Here is an 18,079-nt window from a genome sequence, read left to right on the forward strand (position 1 = left end):
GACTCCGATCGTCAGGCGACGGCGGCCGGCTGCTCGAGGACCGCGCGCAGGGTCGCGTGCAGGTTCTCCAGCAGCGCGACGTCCCGCAGCGGCGTGCGGCGGTCGGGGCCGACCGGCACCTTGAGCGAGATGGTCGACGCCGCGGCCTTGTAGGTCGCCCCCTCGGCCAGCCGCGCCAGCCGCATCTGCTTGGACTCCGGCAGGTCGACCGGGCCGATCCGGATGACCCGGCCCTGCAGCGACACCTCGGTGATGCCCAGCGTGCGCATCGCGACCCGGAACCGCGCGACCGCGAGCAGGTTGAGCACCGGCGCCGGCGGGGCGCCGTACCGGTCGGTGAGCTCGTCGAGCACGGCCTGCGCCTGGTCGTCGTCCTGCACCGAGGCGACCTTGCGGTAGGCCTCCATCCGCAGCCGCTCGCCGGGCACGTAGTCGTGCGGCAGGTGCGCGTCGACCGGCAGGTCGACCCGGACCTCGACCGGCTCGGCGGGCGCCTCCTCGCCGGTGACCTGCGCGCGGTAGTCGGCCACGGCCTCGCCGACCAGGCGCACGTAGAGGTCGAACCCGACGCCGGCGATGTGCCCGGACTGCTCGCCGCCGAGCAGGTTGCCCGAGCCGCGGATCTCCAGGTCCTTCATGGCCACGGCCATGCCGGCGCCCAGGTCGGTGTTGTTGGCGATGGTGGTCAGCCGGTCGACCGAGGTCTCGGTGAGCGGCCGGGTCGGGTCGTAGGTGAAGTAGGCGTAGGCCCGCTCGCGGCCACGGCCCACGCGACCGCGGATCTGGTGCAGCTGGGAGAGGCCGAAGGTGTCGGCCCGGTCGACGATCAGGGTGTTGGCGTTCGGGATGTCCAGGCCGGACTCGACGATCGTCGTCGCGACCAGGACGTCGTACTCCTTCTCCCAGAAGCCGACCATGATCCGCTCGAGCTCGTGCTCCTTCATCTGCCCGTGGCCGACGGCGACGCGAGCCTCGGGCACCAGGTGGCGGATCTTCGCCGCGGCCTTGTCGATGGACTGCACCCGGTTGTGGATCACGAAGACCTGGCCGTCGCGCAGCAGCTCCCGGCGGATCGCGGCGGCCATCTGCTTGTCCTCCCACGCGCCGACGTAGGTCAGCACCGGGTGCCGCTCCTCGGGCGGGGTGAGGATCGTCGACATCTCGCGGATGCCGGTCAGGCTCATCTCCAGGGTGCGCGGGATCGGGGTGGCCGACATCGACAGGACGTCGACCGCCGTCCGCATCGTCTTCAGGTACTCCTTGTGCTCGACGCCGAAGCGCTGCTCCTCGTCGACGATCACCAGCCCGAGGTCCTTGAACCGGGTGGTCGGCTGCAGCAGCCGGTGCGTGCCGACCAGGACGTCGACCTCCCCGGCGGCGAGCTGGCGCAGTGTCTCGGCGCTCTCGGCGTCGGACTGGAACCGCGACAGCACCTTCACGGTCACCGGGAACTGGGCGAACCGCTCGGAGAAGGTCTTGAAGTGCTGGTTGGCCAGCAGCGTCGTCGGCACGAGGACGGCGACCTGCTTGCCGTCCTGCACCGCCTTGAACGCCGCCCGGACCGCGATCTCGGTCTTCCCGTAGCCGACGTCGCCGCAGATGATCCGGTCCATCGGCACCGGGTTCTGCATGTCGGCCTTGACCTCGTCGATCGCGGCCAGCTGGTCGGGGGTCTCCTGGAACGGGAAGGCGTCCTCCAGCTCCCGCTGCCAGACGGTGTCGGGCCCGTACGCGTGGCCCTGGGTGGCCATCCGCGCGGAGTACAGCCGGATGAGCTCGGCGGCGATCTGCTTGACCGCGCGGCGGGCCTGGCCCTTGGTCTTCTGCCAGTCGGCGCCGCCGAGCTTGGACAGCGCCGGCGCCTCGCCGCCCACGTAGCGGGTCAGCTGGTCGAGGGAGTCGGTGGGGACGAACAGCCGGTCCGGTGGCTGGTTCCGCTTGCCCGGCGCGTACTCGACGATCAGGTAGTCGCGCTGCCCGCCGTTGACGGTGCGGCTGATCATCTCGATGTAGCGGCCGATGCCGTGGTGCTCGTGGACGACGAGGTCGCCGGGCTGCAGCTGGACCAGGTCGACGGCGTTGCGGCGGCGGGCCGGCATCTTCACCGCGTCGCGCATCGTGGTGCCGCGCGAGCCGGTGAGGTCGTGCTCGGTGAGCAGCGCCAGGCCGACGCCGGGGAAGGCGAAGCCGGACTCGAGGTTGCCCTGGGTGACCGTGGTCAGCCGCTCGTCGGGTGCGGACTCGATGCCCGGGACGAGCGTGGCGCCGAGCTCGGCCTCGGCGAACTGGTCGGCGGCCCGCTGGGCGGGGCCCGGGCCGGCGAAGGTGACGACGACCCGCCACCCCTCGCGGTGCCAGCCCCGCATCGTCTCGACGGCCTTCGGCACGTCGCCGGCGAAGCGGTCGACGGTGGTCGCGTCGAGGGTGACCTGGGTGTCGTCGTCCTCGGCCTGGAGGGTGAAGGCGCCCGTCGTCCACCAGGGCAGGCCCCGGCCGCGGGCGGCGGCCTCGACGTCGGCCAGGTCGCGGAAGGACGACGCGCCCAGGTCGAGCGGGGCCTCGCCCGCCTCGGCGGCGGTGGCCCACGACGCGGCGAGGAACTCCTCGGCCGTGCGCACCAGGTCCGCCGCGCGGCTGCGCACCCGCTCGGGGTCGCAGACCAGCACGTGCGTGCCGCGCGGCACGAGGTCGGTGAGCAGCTGCATCGGCTGCTCGCCCAGCAGCGCCGGGGTCAGCGACTCCATGCCCTCGACGGCGATGCCCTCGGCCAGCTTGCCCAGCAGGTCGCCCAGGCCCGGGTGCTCGGCGGCCAGCTCCGCGGCGCGGGCACGGACGGCCTCGGTGAGCAGCAGCTCGCGGCACGGCGGAGCCCACAGCCGGTCGGGGCGGTCGTCGAGGGACCGCTGGTCGGCGGCGGAGAAGTAGCGCAGCTCGTCGACCTCGTCGCCCCAGAACTCGACGCGCACCGGGTGCGGCTCGGTCGGCGGGAACACGTCGAGCAGGCCACCGCGGACGGCGAACTCGCCGCGCTTCTCGACCAGCTCGACGCGGGTGTAGGCGGCGTCGACCAGCGCGCGGGCGACGTCGTCGAGCTCGGCCTCCTGGCCGGGCCGCAGCTCGACCGGGGTCAGGTCGCCGAGCCCCGGAGCCAGCGGCTGGAGCACGCTGCGCACCGGCGCGACCAGCACGTCGACCGGCGGGTGGTCGCCGGGATGTGCCAGGTCGCGGAGGACGGCGAGGCGGCGGCCGACGGTGTCGGCGCGGGGGCTCAGCCGCTCGTGCGGGAGCGTCTCCCACGCGGGGAACACCTCGACGCGGCGGCCGGGCGCGAAGCAGCGGAGCAGGTCGGCGGTCGCGTCGGCGTCCCGCTCCCCCGCGGTGACCACGAGGACCGGGACGCCGGCCCCCGGCCGCTCCGCGGCCAGGGCCGCGGCGACCAGCGGCTGCACCGGCGGCGGCGCGGTGACCGCCAGCTCGGCGCGGCCGGCGGAGGCCACCACGCGGGCCATGCCGGGGTCGGTGAGGACGACGTCGAGCACGCCGCGCAGGGACACGAGGATCGGACTCCCACAGGATCGCCGGCCCACGACGGTGCCGCCGAGTGCGGCGGGGCCGACCACCCAGTGTAAGGACCGGGCTGCCCCTCCGCCTCGCTCGCGCAGGCGCGGGCCCCTGCACCGCGGCCGGGTCGGCCGACGTCCGCCTCAGGAGCTGAGGGCGTGCGCCGCGCGCGGGGCCGGGACCGCCGTCTCCAGGGTGGCCAGCGCCTTGCGCAGCGCCGTGCTGGAGGTGTGCATCGTGTAGGGGAAGTAGCGGACCTCGACGCCGACGGCGGCGAAGTCGCGCTCCAACTTCTCGCCCTTGGGGGTCCCCCGCCAGTCGTCGCCCTTGAAGATGACGTCGAAGCGCACGTCGCGCCAGGTGTCGATCTTGTCCGGGACGACCTCGGCGTGGACGGCGTCGACGAAGCGCAGCGACCGGACGATCTCCATGCGCTCGGCGAGCGGGACGATCGGCAGCCGGCCCTTGGTCTGCAGCAGCATCTCGTCGGAGACGACGCCGGCGACCAGGTGGTCGCAGTGCTCCGCGGCGTGCTTGAGGATGTTCAGGTGCCCGATGTGGAACAGGTCGTAGGCACCCGGCGCGTAGCCGATCACCGTCATGGGATCCCCCGATCCTCCCGTGACGCCGCTGCCCGGACGGCAACTCGCGTCAGATCACTCTCCGTGACGCAGGAGCGACGTCCGTGGCGCTCGACTACGTGAACGTCGAGGAAACTAACCGAGTCCGGTCACGCTTGGTGAGGATCGCGCGGATCTTCACCCCTTCGGGCGGCGCCGCGCCGGCGGCCTCCCCGGCGGGGTCGCCCGGAGCTCCCCCCGGACGGGTGAGGGCGTCCTCCGGGACGGGTCCGGGGCGCTGACCTGCGGGTTATGTTCGCCGCTCCACAGGGGGACGTGTCCCGCGGGGGCGAGGCCGCACCGGCTGCCCGCCCGAGGGGATCGCGCGGCAGGGAGCACACGACATGGAACTGCGGGACTACCTCACGGCGCTGCGCAGGCACTGGGCCGTCTGGGTCGGCGCGACGCTGGTCGGCGCCCTGGTCGCCCTGGGCGTGTTCGTGCAGACGCCGAAGACCTACGAGGCCACCGCGACGGTGTTCGTCTCGGTGTCGCCGTCCATCCCGAACAGCGCCTCCTTCGTGCAGCAGCGCGTGAAGAGCTATCCCGAGATCGTCACCAGCGAGGCGGTGCTCGCCCCGGTGCTGACCCGGCTCGAGCTCGACGACTCGCTGGCCGACCTGCGGTCGCGCGTCACGGCGACGAACCCCGCGGACACCACGCAGCTGCACGTCACCGTCAGGGGAACGGACCCCGACCAGCTCGCCGCGATCGCCAACGAGGTCGCCGACAGCTTCGCCGACGTCGTCGAGACGCTGGAGACCCCGTCGTCCGGGGACGAGCCGGTGCACCTGACCGTCGCCGACCCCGCCGTCACCCCCGGGTCGCCGGCCTCGCCGGTGCTCCTCTTCCTGCTCGCGCTGGGCGTGGCCGCCGGCCTGCTGCTCGGCCTGGCCGGGGCGGTCGTCCGCAGCCGCGTGGACACCCGCGTGCACACCGAGGACGACCTGCGCCGCGCCTGGGACGGCGACGACGTCCCCGAGGTCCTCACCCAGGCCTCGGGCCGGGCCGCCCGCCGCAGCGTGCTGACCGGGGAGACCGCCGCGGTCCTGGCCCGCCGGCTCGAGCTGCGCTCCGAGGAGCGCCCCGCCCGCGTCGTGCTGCTGTCGCCCTCGCCCGCCCAGGTGCCGGCCACCCGCACCTTCGCCGAGGACGTCGTCGCGGCGCTGCACGGCCGCGGCGTGGACGCCAGCGTGACCGGCTCGGAGTTCGTGGCCAGCGCCGCCTCGGCCGACGGGCCCCGCGTCCGGCTGGAGGTCGCCGACCCGCTGGCACCGCTGAAGGTCTGGAAGCAGGTGGCCGACAGCTACGACGGCGTCGTCCTGGTGCTGTTCAGCGGCCGGGTCGACGGCGGGGAGCTGCAGGAGACCCAGCGGATCCTGCGCTCGGCCGGCATCCGGCCCTTCGCGGTCGCCCTGCTGCGGCGGCGGAACCGGTCCCGGAAGGCCTCCGCCGAGACGCGCGCCGAGACCCCGTCGGTGCCGGCGCCCCGAGAGGCGCCGAAGGCGGGGAGAGGCAAGCAGCCGGCCGTCAGCGGGGCCGCCCGCGGCTGACCGCCGCCGGGGCGCGCCGGCGCCCCTCCCGTCGGGGCTCCGCCCGGGCGAGGATGGCGGCGCGCCACCGCACGCACCCGCAACCGCCGGCACGGGGACCTGGTGAGGTCATGAGTCCGCACTCCACAGCCGTCGAACCGCTCACGCTCGACCACGCCGAGGCGCTGCTCGAGGGCGCCGAGGCCTTCACGGCCAGGTCCGGCTACGCGGTGGCCGACGGCTACCTCGAGTTCCCCGAGGCCCTGCCCGCGACCGTGCAGGCGCTCCGGGACGGCATGGACCCCACCTGGTTCAGCCACCTGGTGGTCGACACCGCGACGAGCACCGTCGTCGGCCTCGGCGGCTTCACGGGCCCACCGGTCGACGGAGCCGTCGAGATCGGCTACAGCGTGGCTCCGGCGCACCGCGGACGGGGCCACGCCACCGCGGCCGCCCGGAGCTGGGTCGACTCCGCCACGGCCCGCGGCGTGACGCTGGTGTACGCCCACACCCTCGCGGAGGAGAACCCCTCGACCGCGGTCCTGCGGCGACTGGGCTTCCGGCGCACCGCCGAGCTCACGGATCCCGAGGTCGGCGCCGTCTGGCGCTGGGAGCTGACGCCGGGCGCGAGCCGCCCGTAGCGCCGGGCAGCGGAGCCCCGGTGCGGCCCGACCGATGACTTCTGCGCGCCGCGCCGGTCTCTGCGCCGACGACCGACTCCCGGGAGGCGCCGCCGTGCGCAGACTGACCTTCGCCATGAACGTGAGCCTGGACGGCTACACCGCCGCCCCCGGCGACGACCTCGGCTGGAGCGTGCCGGGCGACGAGCTGTTCCAGTGGTGGTCCGACCGGGTGGCGGCGACGGGCCTGGCGCTGTACGGGCGCAGGCTGTGGGAGACGATGAGCTCCCACTGGCCGACCGCCGACCAGCAGCCCGGCGTCACCCCCGCGCACGTCGAGTACGCCCGCCGCTGGCGGGACATGCCCAAGGTGGTGTTCTCCTCCACGACCACCGCGGTCGACGGCAACGCCCGCCTGGTCGCCGGCGACGCGGTCGAGGAGATCACCCGGCTCAAGGGCGAGGACGGCGGTCCCATGGACGTCGCCGGCGCCACCCTCGCCGGCGCGGCCGTGCGGGCCGGGCTGGTCGACGAGTACGTGGTCGTCACCCACCCGGTCCTGGTGGGCGGCGGCACGCCGTTCTTCCCGGCCCTGGACAGCTGGGTGGACCTGGACCTGGTGGAGACCCGGACCTTCCCCGGCGGCGTGCTTCTCGCCAGGTACGAGACCAGGCGCTGAGCCCCCCGCCCGGACCGGCCCGGGGGCACGGGGGCTGTCCGCGGCCCCGAGCGCTCAGCCGGCGAGCGCCGGAGCCGGCCGGACCGCCCGCCCGGGAGGCGGCACCGCCGCGCCGTCGTCGTCCCCCGCGGACAGCCGCCGGCGGGAACCGCCCTCGGCGAGCAGCGAGACCGCCAGGAAGGCGAGGAAGTCCGGCGTCGCGTCGAACAGCCCGCTCTCCAGCACGCTGCGGCCGAGCAGGAACACCAGCAGCCCGAGGAACAGCGCACGGTGCACCCGCGGTGCGCACAGCGCCCCGCGCACGGCCCACAGCGCCCAGAGCCCGGCCAGCAGCAGCCCCAGGACCCCGGTCTGCACGAGCAGGGAGAACCAGCTGCTGTCCAGCGGCTGCTCGTCCCAGAACTGGCCGGTGACCCGGATGATCTTCACCGACAGGCCGCCGCCGAACACCGCCTGCCAGCCGTCGTCGGCCCACCGGGTGGCCGCGTCCCAGGCGACGAACCGCGACTCGACCGTGCTGGTGCCCTCGCCGTCCCGCTCCAGGAACGCCCCGAACGCGTCGGAGCTCCCCACGGCGACGACGGCGGCCACCCCGACGAGCAGCGCGCCCACGACCAGGCCGACCCGTGGCCGGCGCATGTGCAGGGCCATCACCAGCAGGGCGGGCAGCAGCATGAGCAGCGCGGTGCGGGACCCGGTGGACCAGAGGACGCCGAGCGCCACGACGGCGACGGCCACCGTCGCGAGCCCCGCACCGCACACCGCGATCCGCCACCCGGCGTACAGCACGACCAGGCAGGCGAGCAGCGCGAGCTCGTTGGGTGCCAGCTCCGGGAAGCCGCCGGCCAGCCGGCCGCTGGACAGGGTCGGCAGGCCGGTGACCGCGGCGACCCCGCCGACGACCGCGCACGCCCGCGCGAGGCCGGAGAAGAACTGGGTGGTCGTGTAGCAGCGCAGCAGCAGGACGACGGTGAGCGCGATGATCGTCACCCGGACGGCGATCACCCCGCCGGCGACCAGCGGCCCGTGGGTCAGCGCGCCGAGCACCGAGGCGCCGAGCAGCACGCCCAGCGCCCACAGCGTGCCGGTGCCCACCCGCAGGTGCGCCCGCCGGGTGCCGAGGAAGGCCACCGTCAGGGCCAGGACGCTCAGCACGGCCTTCGCCGCGACCACCGGGTCCAGCGAGCCGCTGAAGTAGGTGCCGCGCCGCCACCCCACCGTGGTCAGGACCAGCAGCAGCATGCAGACCACCAGCCGCGGCGGGACCGCCGTCACCGCCGCCCGCGCCCGGACCGCCGCGGTCACGCCGGCACCGCCTCGCGGACCAGCCGCCGCTCGCCCCGCCGCACCAGCGGGACGACGACCGACTGCCGCACCGCCAGCGCGGTGAGCGCGGGACCGGCGGCCAGCACGAACGGCGCCCAGGCCACCTGGCCCGGGGCGACCAGCACCAGGGCGGCGACGCCGGCCAGCGACACGAACTCCACGCCGCGCAGCAGCAGCACCCGGCGCTGCTCGCCGTGCACCGACGACAGCGACGCGTACGGCAGCAGCAGCGCCGCGCAGGCGGCGTAGACCGTCCACCCGGCGACGGCGACCACCGGGACCTCGTAGTCCCCGCCGGTCAGCGCCGGGCCGAGCACCGGCAGCAGCGCGAGCGCGGCCAGGCCCAGCGCGCCGATCCCCGCGACGAGCCCGAGCGACGCCCGGTCGGCGACCCGCAGGCTGGTCACGAGCGGCCGCGTGCGCAGGCCGACGAAGTGCGGCAGCAGGAACGAGGCGATGCCGGCGACGAGCGTCAGCATCGGCGCGGTGTAGACGCGGGCGGCCTCCAGCGGCCCGTACGCCGCGGCGGAGACCAGGCCGACGACCAGCAGCCGCAACAGCGTCAGCGAGCCCGGCCGCACGGTCTGCGCGGCGGCCCGCCACACCCCGAAGCCGGCGACGGTGCGCAGGCCGGGACGGCGCCACGGGCCGGCCGGCCGCTCTCCGACGGGCACCAGCCACCAGGCCACCACGGCCGCCGACGCCTGACCCACCAGCAGCGCGACGACGAACGACGCGAGCGTCACCTCGCCGGTCGCCCCGGCGACCCCCAGCGCGGCCAGGGCGCCGACCAGGCTGGTGCCGTCGACCACCGGCAGGGCGGCGTAGCGGCCGCACGCCATGAGCAGCCGGCGCAGCGTGTCCTCGACGACGAACGTCGCGCACGCCGGCGCCAGCAGCAGCCCGGCCCACACCGGCACCAGGCCGCTCCACAGCGCCGCGAGCGCGCCGGCGAGCCCGGCAGCGCCGGACAGCACGACGGTCCAGACGTGCAACCCGGCCCGCACCGACCGGTCGTGCCGGTCGAGCACCGTGAGGGAGTCGCCGACCATCCCGCTGCACACCGCGGTCACCAGCACCAGCGCGCCGTAGACGAGCGAGAACACCGCCAGCCCGCCGGCGCCGAGCAGCCGGGCCGCGGTGACCTGCAGCGCCAGGCCGGCCAGGGCCATCGTCGCCTGACCGGCGACGGCGACCACGGCGCGGCGGCGCAGCAGGGAGCGGAGGGCGGACACCACGTCAGCGGCTCGCCGCCGGTGCCGCGACGGCGGCACGCCGCACGCGCACCGCGTGCCGGGCCAGGCGCGCCACGATGTGGGCGCCGGTGTCGCGCGGGCTGACGTAGCAGCGCGGCAGCGTGTGCCGGTCGCCCGGGTCGTAGTCGCCGGTGACGCAGGCGTTGTCGTACCCGGCGGCACGGACGGCGTCGGCCGCGGCCGCGTCGTAGGAGCCGTAGGGGTAGCAGAAGCCGGGCACCTCGGCCTGCAGGACGTCCTCGAGCAGCGCGCGGCTGCCGGTCACCTCCGCGGCGACCGCGTCCGGGTCGGCGCCGGCCAGGCGGGCGTGGGTGGTCGTGTGGCTGCCGACCTCGTGCCCGGCCGCGGCGACCGCGCGCACCTGGTCGGCGGTCATGATCGGGAACTGCGGGCCGGTGTCCCAGGAGTTGGTCGCCCCCATGTGCCCGGCGACGACGTAGACCGTGCCGGTCATCCCGTGCCGCTCGAGCACCGGGACGGCGGTGGTGAGGAAGTCGGCGTAGCCGTCGTCGAAGGTCAGCCCGACCAGGCCGGCGGCCTCGCCGCGGTCGGCGGCGCGCACCAGCTCGGTCTGCGAGACGCCGCGCAGGCCCAGGCGCCGCAGCAGCCGCAGGTGGGCGTCCAGCCGGTCGGGGTGCACGCGGACGGCGTGCGGGTCGGGTTCGGTCGAGGCGCTGATCGAGTGGTACATCAGCACCGCCGGGAAACGGCCGCTCACGCCGCGGCCTCCGCCGTCACGGGGCCGGGGGCCGGGACCGGCGCCGGTCCGCCCAGCGCACCCACCGCCGCCACCAGCTCGGCGGCGTACCGCTCCGGCGCCGACCGGCGCCGGGCCTCCGCCGCGTCGGCCAGCGCGGCCGCGCGGTACCGCGGCCAGTCGGCGGCGACCCGGGCGACGGCGTCGGCCCACGCCACCGGGTCCCCGGCCGGCACGGCCTGGGCGCTCGGGTAGCCGGCCGCGGCCTCGCGCAGGCCGCTGTGGTCGCTGACCACCAGCGGCCGCGCGGCGAGCACCGCCTCGACGGCGGTGTTGCCGTAGGACTCGTCGCCCTGCGCGGGAACGAGGACGACGTCCGCGCCGGCCAGCAGCGGCCAGACGTCGGCGCGGAAGCCGAGGAACTCGACCCGGTCGCCCAGGCCGGCGCCGGCCACGGTCGCGCGCAGCTCGGCCTCGAACCACTCGTAGCCCGCGAAGACGGAGCCGACCACGGTGAGCCGGGCGTCGACGCCGCGGGCGAGCAGCTCGCGCAGCGTGGCGATCGCGACCTGCGGGCCCTTGCGCGGGTTGAGCCGGCCGACGAACAGCAGCCGCAGCGGGCCGTCCACGCGCGCGCGGGCCGGACCGGCGACGGCCGGGCCGCGGACGGCGTTGTGCACCACGGCCGCGCGCCGGCGCAGCCGCGGGGCGACCTCGGTGAGCACGTCGAGGGTGAACCGGCTGTTGGCCACCACGCGGTCGGCCAGCGCCGGGCACAGCGCCATCCCGCGGCGCAGCAGCCGCGGTGCCGACTGCTCCGCCTCGTGCACGTGGCAGATCGACCGGCGGCCGGCCACCCGGGCCAGCAGCGGCCACGACGGCAGGGTGAGGGTGCTGACGTAGACGCCGGCGGGGTGGCGGCGCAGCAGCCGCAGGGCCGGCACGGTGCCCCGGACCGCGTCGGCGACCAGCCGCAGGAAGCCGGCCGGGCGCAGCGCGGAGTTGCGCAGCACGGGCATGGGGCACAGCTCGACCCGGACGCCGTGCGCCTCGAGCTCGCGCACCAGCGGCCCGGGGCCGGGCAGGGCGACGGTCAGCTCGAAGCGGCCGGCCAGCGCGGTCGCCGACTCCAGGAGCATCCGGTCGGCGCCGTACAGCTCCGAGCCGGGGTGCACGACCAGCAGGCGGGGCCGGGTCATCGGGGCAGCCGGTCCATCTCGCGGAACCACTTGACCAGCGCCAGCGCGAGGAACAGGCCCTCGGCCGCGCCGAGCGCGGCGTAGACCGGCACGAAGACCGAGGTGGCGCCGAAGAGGACGAACACCAGCGCGAGGACGCCGTAGTCGGTGGGCAGCGCGAGCAGCGACCGGGCGATCCCGACCTGCTGCGTCGGGCCCTGGGCCCGGGTGGCGACGCCGTGCTGGGCGCGCAGCGCCTCGTTCAGCATCATCGCGAAGAAGATGACGACGTCGACGAAGCAGAACCCGAGCGGGATCAGCAGCACCGCCGGGGCGACGTCGGTGAACCGGAACAGGCCGATCGCCACGGCCAGGTGCAGGCTCGCGACCTTGGCGGCGTCGACCATGTGGTCGAGCCACTCCCCCGCCGGCGACCCGCCGCCGCGCAGCCGCGCGAGCTGGCCGTCGGCCGCGTCGAGGCCGTAGCCGAGGACCAGGCAGGCGGCGACCGCCAGTCCCATCGGCACCGACGGGGGGACGAGCGCGAGGAGCGCGACACCGGTGGCGGTCGAGGTGGCGCTGACCGCGGTGACGGTGTTCGGGGTGAGGCCGGCGCCGTACGCGAGCGCGGCGAAGAACCGGCCCAGCGGCCGGTTGACGAAGCGGGAGTACAGCGGCGCGCCGGCCGACCCCTTCTGCGCGGCCGACAGCCGCCCCAGCGTCGCGCGCAGGCCCTCGGGTGCCGCCTCCCCGGATCGGTGTCCGGCGACGGTCGTCATCGCCGGACCGCCCGGTCGGGGGCGTTCCGCGTGCCGTCCACTGTGGCCTCCCTGGTGGTGCCGACCTGCCCGATGGGAGGACGCAGCGCGTGCGCGACCGCACGACCGGCGTCCTCGTCCTGGTCGAGCATCGTCAGGCGCACCCGCCACCGGGAGCCTCCGCCGGACGGCCTCACCCGCACGGGTCACCCGGTCCGTGGAGCCCTCCCCCGGGTGGGGTGGGTTCCCCCGTCGTCCCGTGACCGGCGGTCACGGGACGGCGGTCACGGGACGGCGGTGACCTGCAGGTCGTCGAACCGGACCGTGGTGGCGGTGGTGTTGGTGCCCGGCCGCCAGGCGGCCAGCCCGACCCCGCCCGGGGCCTGCAGCGCCGCGGTCGTGTCCGTCCGGGTCAGCTGCGGCGCCGCCGGCTCGGCCGAGCCGAGCGCCCACACCTTCCCGGTGACCGTGGTCGTGCCGGTGCCGGTGACCCGGACCTGCACGGCCAGGGTGGTGCCCGGCGTCCAGGTCAGGCCGGCGACGCGGACCTCGCCGCCGGGGAAGGACTCCACCCCGCCGGTCACCCGTGACAGGGCCAGCCAGACCCCGCCGTCGGCCGCGACGCGGACGCGCACCGAGTACTCCTGGCCCGTGCCGACCCGCCGGCCGGTCAGGGTGACGACGGTGCCGGTCGCGCCGGCCGGCGCCGCCGACAGCGTGACCGCGGTGCGGAGGTCGACCGCGGTCGCGCCCACGCCGGCGAGGTGCGCCGAGGCGACGTTGCCCCCGGTCGGCAGGGCGAACACCGCCGCCCCGCCGTCGACCGACAGCCGGTTCGCCCCTGCCGAGGCCGTCCACGGGCCGCCGACGTCGGCGGCGCCCAGGCCGCCGGTCACGGTGCGCCCGAAGGCGTCGGCGGCCAGCACCTGCGGCTGCGCCGGCCCGCCCGGTGCGGCCACCGTGACCGAGCGGCTGGTGGTGGCGGTCGCGCCGTCGTCGTCGGTCACCGTGAGCGTCACCGTGTAGGTGCCCGCGGCGGCGTAGGCGTGCGTCGCCGTCGTGCCGGTGCCGTTCGGCGTGCCGTCGCCCCAGGTCCAGGCGTACGCGGCGACCGTGCCGTCGGGGTCGGCCGAGCCGGCGGCGTCGACCGCGACCGACAGGCCCGTCGTCTGCGCGGTGAAGGCGGCCGTCGGGGCCACGTCGACCGGCGGCGGCGGGGGCGGCGGGGTGCCGACCGCGGTGACCGACAGGTCGTCGACGCGCACCGAGGTGGCCGCCGTCGCCCCGCCCGGCCGGTAGGCGCCGATGCCCACCCCGCCCGGCTTCTGCAGCGCGGCGGTGGTGTCGGTCCGGGTCAGCTGCGGAGCGGCCGGCTCGGCCCGCCCCGCGACCCACACCGACCCGGTGACGGTCGTGGTGCCGGTGCCCGACACCTGCACCCGCGTGGCCAGCGTCGTGCCCGGCGTCCACGTCAGCCCGGCCACCCGCACCTCGCCGCCGGGGAACGTCTCCACGTTCCCGGTGGTCCGGGCCAGCGCCAGCCACACGCCGCCGTCCGGGGCGACCCGGAAGCGCACCGTGTACTCCTCGCCGGCACCCACCCGGCGGCCGGTCACGTACACGTACGTGCCGTTGCCGGTCGGCGTCGCGGCGAGCGCGAAGGTCGCGCGGACGTCGGCGCTGCTGGTGCTCACGGAGCCGAGGTAGGCGGCGGTGTCGTTGCCCGCGTTGGGCAGGCCGAGGACGGCGGTGCCGCCGGAGACCGACAGCCGGCTCGCGCCGATCGCCGCGGTCCAGGCGCCCCCGGCGTCGGCGGCGCCGAGACCGCCGGTGACCGTGCGGCCGAACGCGTCGGCGGCCAGCACCTGCGGGTCCGCCGGCCCGGTGGGCGCGGTCACCGTGACCGTCCGCGTGGTGGTGGCGGTCGCGCCGTCGTCGTCGGTCACCGTGAGCGTCACGGCGTAGGTGCCCGCGGCGGCGTAGGCGTGCGTCGCCGTCGCGCCGCTGCCCGCGGCGGTGCCGTCGCCCCAGTTCCACGCGTACGAGGCGACCGTGCCGTCGCCGTCGCTCGACCCGGCGCCGTCCACCGCGACCGACAGGCCGGTGGTCTGGACGGTGAAGGTCGCGACCGGAGCGGCGTTCGCGGGCGGCTGCGCCGTGCCGGGCGCGGTCACCCGCAGGTCGTCGAAGCGGACGGTGACCGGCGCGGTGGCGCTGCCGGACAGGTAGCCGGCCAGGCCGACCGAGCCAGCGGCCTGCAGCACCGCGGTCGCGTCGGTGCGGGTGAGGGTCGGGGTGGCCGGCTCGGCCGCGCCGCCCCGCCACACCGTCAGCGCGACCCGGGTCGGGCCGGTGCCGGTGACCTCGAGGCGCACCTGCAGCGGGGTGCCGGCCGTGTACGCCGGCCCGGGCAGCGCGACCGCCGCGCCGAGCTGCGACTCGACCCCCGCCACCTCGCGCAGCAGCGCGACGGTGACCGTGCCGGCGGGCGAGAACTGCAGCCGCGCGTTGTACTGCGCGGTGCCCACGCGGCGGCCGGTGACGAAGACCAGCGCGCCGGAGCCGCCGTTGGGCACGGCCGACAGCGAGACCGTGGTGCGCACGTCCACGTCGCGGGCCGAGACGCCGGCCAGGTGTGAGCCGGCGTTGTTGCCCTTGGCGAGGGCCAGCTGCGCTGTCCCGCCGGCGACCGACTGCCGGGTGGCGCCGACCAGCGACGTCCAGGCGCCGCCGACGTCGGCGGTGCCGAGCCCGCCGGTGGCCGTGCGGCCGAAGGCGTCGGCCGCCAGCACCTGCGGCACGCCCGGCGCGGTCACCGTGACGACCCGCGTCGTGCTGGCGGTCGCCCCGTCGTCGTCGGTGACGGTGAGCGTGACCGTGTAGCTGCCGGCGGTGGCGTAGGCGTGCGCCGCCGTCGCGCCGGAGCCGGCGGCGGTGCCGTCGCCCCAGGTCCAGGAGTAGGCGGCGACGGTGCCGTCGGCGTCGGCCGAGCCGGCCGCGTCGACGGCGACGGCGAGCCCGTCCGGGGTGGCGGTGAACGCCGCCGTCGGCGCCTGGTTGGCGCGGGTGACCGTCACCTGCTGCCGGGCCGTGGAGGTGGCGCCGCCGGCGTCGGTGGCGGTGAGGACGACGGTGTAGGTGCCCGGCGCCGCGTACACGTGCGAGGCCGTCGCGCCGGAGCCGGCGGCGGTGCCGTCGCCCCAGTTCCAGGAGTGGGTGACCGTGTCGCCGTCGGGGTCGCGCGAGAAGGTGCCGTCGGCCGTGACCGCCAGGCCGGCGGCCGCGGTGGTGAACGCCGCGCGCGGCGCCTGGTCGGGCTCGGTGCCGGTGCGGCCGAGCAGGAAGTGCTCGGCGGCGCGGGCGTCGGTGGTCGGCGACAGGTAGACCGCGACCTCGTCGACCTCGCCGTCGAGGTAGCTGACGCCGTCGTCCCACGTGGCGTCGCCACCGACGCGGAAGTAGCTGCTCCGGTTCAACCCGGCGGTGGTGTCGGTGCGGGAGCCGACCAGCTCGCCGTCGACGTACAGGAACATGCCGGCCGGGCTGAGGGTCGAGGCGACCAGGTGCCACTCGCCGTCGGCGTAGGAGTCGTCGCTGGTGACGGTCCGCCGCACCCCGGCCTCCGGGCTGACACCGAAGCGGACCCGGCCGTCGGTGCCGATCCAGGTGAGCCGGTCGACCACGGTGCTGGTGCCGGTCATGGCGTCGCCGAAGCCGGCGAGGAGCCCGCCGTCGGCGGAGTCGGTGCGGAACCACGCCTCGACGGTCACGGTGTCCAGGGGCGGGAAGAGCGCCGGGATCGCCAGGTACCCGGCGGGCGTGCCGTCGAGGGCGTAGGCGGTGTCGGGGTCGCCGGTGATCGCCCCCGGCACGCCGGGGGTCACGCCGGGCATGCCGAGCAGCGGCGCCAGCCCCATCGCGCCCGGCGCGAGACCCCCGGCGGCGGCGAGGGCCGCCGCGGTCTCGCCGAGCCGCCAGTGCTCGAGCGCGCCGTCGGCGGCGACGGCGTCGCGGTAGGACGGCGTGGGCGGCACCCCGGCCGGGTCGACCGCGGCCCACGGGGTGACGGCGCGGTTGCCGAACGGGTCGGTGGCCACGACGCGGTAGCGCGACGCGGCGGTGGCCGCCGGGTCGGTCACCGACACCAGCGGCCGGCTCCACCAGGTGGAGGCGCGGGTCAGCTCGGCGACGAGGCCCGCCGGCGTCTCGCTGTCGCGGTAGACGCGGTAGGTGAGCCACTCGTTGTCCTGGTCGGACGTGGCGCGGAAGGTCACCTGCGCCGTCCCGGGCGTGGGGAGCGCCGCGCCCACGGCGAACCCGTCGGCGTTCGGGCCGACGGCGTTCGGGGCCGTGTCGGGCAGCGCGTAGCGGACCAGACCCGCCTGGCCGACGCCGTTCACGCGCGGGAACTCGCCGGCGTAGACCAGGTAGCGGCCGTTGCCGGTGACGCTCCAGCCGGCCTGGAACTGGCCGGTGACCTCGCCGGGGGTCATCGTCGGGAACCAGTTGAGCAGCGAGGGCGCGGGCTGGCCGTAGTAGGTGCCGCTGCGCAGGGTGCCGGGGCCGACGGTCCCGCCGGTCGCGCCGGTGGTGACGGCGACGGCGTAGCGGTGCACCCGCGGGTTCTGCTCGGGGTAGCCGCCGATCTGCTCGCAGTCGTGCGAGTGCCCGGCGAGGTACAGGGCGCCGCCCATCGCGTGGCTGGAGTACGTGTCGCCGTGGCAGTCGTTGATCGCGATGACCGCGCCGCCGTCGGCGGCGGCGGCGAAGCTGCCCTCCGTGTTGCCGGGGCCGTAGTAGTCGTAGGCCGTGCCGTACACGGCGGTGCCGTCGGTGGAGAGGCTGTGCACCGCCGAGAAGGCGCCCTGGTTGGTGACCAGCCGGTTGACGGCGAAGGGCCGGGTCGCGCCGGTGACGCCGTCGACCGCGGCGACGCCGGTCGCCTTCACGCCGTTCACCGTGTCGAACCGGCCGCCGACGACGACCTGGTCCCCGCCGCCGGTGACGACCAGGGCGAGGACGTCGTTGCTCGTGCGGCTGTTCAGGGTGGGGTCGGGGTTGCGGTTGCCGGTCGTGGGGCCGGTGCCCGGCACCGGCGCCCACGGCAGCAGGCCGCCGTCGGAGGCGCGGACGGCGGCCAGCCGGGTGCGGCTCACCCCGCCGACCGCGGTGATCGAGCCACCCAGGTAGACGGTGCTGTTCGTGGCCGCCAGCGCGCGGACCTGGCTGCTGACCGAGGGGCTCCAGCCGGCGACGAGGCCGCCGGTGGCGGTGTCGAAGGCCGCGACGCGGTTGCGGGTCTGCCCGTTCACGGCGGTGAAGTCGCCGCCGATGTAGAGGCGCGAGCCGTCCGGCGAGGCGGCGACGGCGAGGACCTGGCCGTTGACGACCGGCGCGAAGGAGGTGACGAGCGCGCCGGTGCGGACGTCGTAGGCGAGCAGGTTGCTGCGCGGCGTCTCCTGGGTGCCCGCCGGCGCCCCGGCCGGGCGGGCGGAGGTGAAGGACCCACCGACGTAGACGGTGTCGCCGACGATCGCCTGCGCCCACCCCACGCCGTCGATCTGCGTGGTCGGCAGGGCGTCGGCGGTGACGGTGACCGGGTTCGCCGGTGACGGCAGGACCGGCGCCGAATCGGCGCGGGCCGTGGCCGGCACCAGCGCGAGCGTGCCCGCCGCCAGCAGCAGGCCGACGGCGCCGGCGACCGCCCGCCGGCCGGTCGCGGTGGTGGTGCGTGCGCGCATGGCGTCGTCTCCCCCGAGTCGTGCGTTCCCCGTCGCGACTCACGGGTGGTGAGCGCAGTCGCCCGGGACCGTGTCACGTTCCGTGACGCCCGGGCATCCCCCGAAGCGGTA

The 18,079-nt window shown here is 76.3% G+C and carries 11 protein-coding genes; 3 read left to right on the forward strand and 8 right to left on the reverse strand.

The features are described from left to right. Nucleotides 1-11 precede the first annotated feature (11 nt). Both mfd and ACI8AX_RS10840 read right to left on the reverse strand, forming a co-directional pair. Nucleotides 12-3,554, reverse strand: a complete 3,543-nt coding sequence (gene mfd / locus ACI8AX_RS10835) for a transcription-repair coupling factor (RefSeq protein ID WP_456549815.1) — start codon at nt 3,552-3,554, stop codon at nt 12-14. A 150-nt stretch (nt 3,555-3,704) separates the two neighbouring features. Continuing rightward, complete coding sequence (locus tag ACI8AX_RS10840; RefSeq protein WP_456549816.1) at nt 3,705-4,163, reverse strand: adenylyltransferase/cytidyltransferase family protein; 459 nt, start codon at nt 4,161-4,163, stop codon at nt 3,705-3,707. Between the two features lie 362 nt (nt 4,164-4,525). Between ACI8AX_RS10840 and ACI8AX_RS10845 the strand changes: the two genes are divergently transcribed. From ACI8AX_RS10845 to ACI8AX_RS10855, 3 genes are all read left to right on the forward strand, one after another. Then, nucleotides 4,526-5,734 (forward strand): YveK family protein, encoded by a 1,209-nt coding sequence (locus ACI8AX_RS10845; RefSeq protein WP_456549817.1) that lies wholly within the window; start codon nt 4,526-4,528, stop codon nt 5,732-5,734. Between the two features lie 110 nt (nt 5,735-5,844). Further along, entirely contained in the window at nt 5,845-6,354 is a 510-nt protein-coding gene (locus ACI8AX_RS10850; protein ID WP_456549818.1) for a GNAT family N-acetyltransferase, read from the forward strand. A gap of 94 nt (nt 6,355-6,448) precedes the next feature. Next, nucleotides 6,449-7,012 (forward strand): dihydrofolate reductase family protein, encoded by a 564-nt coding sequence (locus ACI8AX_RS10855; protein WP_456549819.1) that lies wholly within the window; start codon nt 6,449-6,451, stop codon nt 7,010-7,012. Nucleotides 7,013-7,066: 54 nt separating this feature from the next. Here ACI8AX_RS10855 and ACI8AX_RS10860 read toward each other — a convergent pair whose 3' ends face one another. From ACI8AX_RS10860 to ACI8AX_RS10885, 6 genes are all read right to left on the reverse strand, one after another. Further along, complete coding sequence (locus ACI8AX_RS10860) at nt 7,067-8,317, reverse strand: O-antigen ligase family protein (RefSeq protein ID WP_456549820.1); 1,251 nt, start codon at nt 8,315-8,317, stop codon at nt 7,067-7,069. After that, entirely contained in the window at nt 8,314-9,576 is a 1,263-nt protein-coding gene (locus ACI8AX_RS10865) for a hypothetical protein (protein WP_456549821.1), read from the reverse strand. Before ACI8AX_RS10865 ends, ACI8AX_RS10860 begins: the two co-directional genes overlap by 4 nt. Before the next feature lies 1 nt (nt 9,577). Continuing rightward, nucleotides 9,578-10,312 carry a polysaccharide deacetylase family protein gene (locus tag ACI8AX_RS10870; RefSeq protein WP_456549822.1) on the reverse strand — a complete coding sequence of 245 codons (735 nt, stop codon included), beginning with the start codon at nt 10,310-10,312 and terminating at the stop codon, nt 9,578-9,580. Then, a complete protein-coding gene (locus ACI8AX_RS10875; RefSeq protein ID WP_456549823.1) occupies nt 10,309-11,490 on the reverse strand; it encodes a glycosyltransferase in 1,182 nt (393 codons plus the stop codon). The genes ACI8AX_RS10870 and ACI8AX_RS10875 overlap by 4 nt, the downstream gene beginning before the upstream one ends. Further along, nucleotides 11,487-12,248 carry a CDP-alcohol phosphatidyltransferase family protein gene (locus tag ACI8AX_RS10880; protein ID WP_456549824.1) on the reverse strand — a complete coding sequence of 254 codons (762 nt, stop codon included), beginning with the start codon at nt 12,246-12,248 and terminating at the stop codon, nt 11,487-11,489. Before ACI8AX_RS10880 ends, ACI8AX_RS10875 begins: the two co-directional genes overlap by 4 nt. A gap of 263 nt (nt 12,249-12,511) precedes the next feature. Next, nucleotides 12,512-17,968, reverse strand: coding sequence for a PKD domain-containing protein (locus ACI8AX_RS10885; RefSeq protein WP_456549825.1), 5,457 nt, complete (start codon nt 17,966-17,968; stop codon nt 12,512-12,514). Between the last annotated feature and the right edge of the window lie 111 nt (nt 17,969-18,079).

Source organism: Blastococcus sp. SYSU D00813, assembly GCF_054050735.1.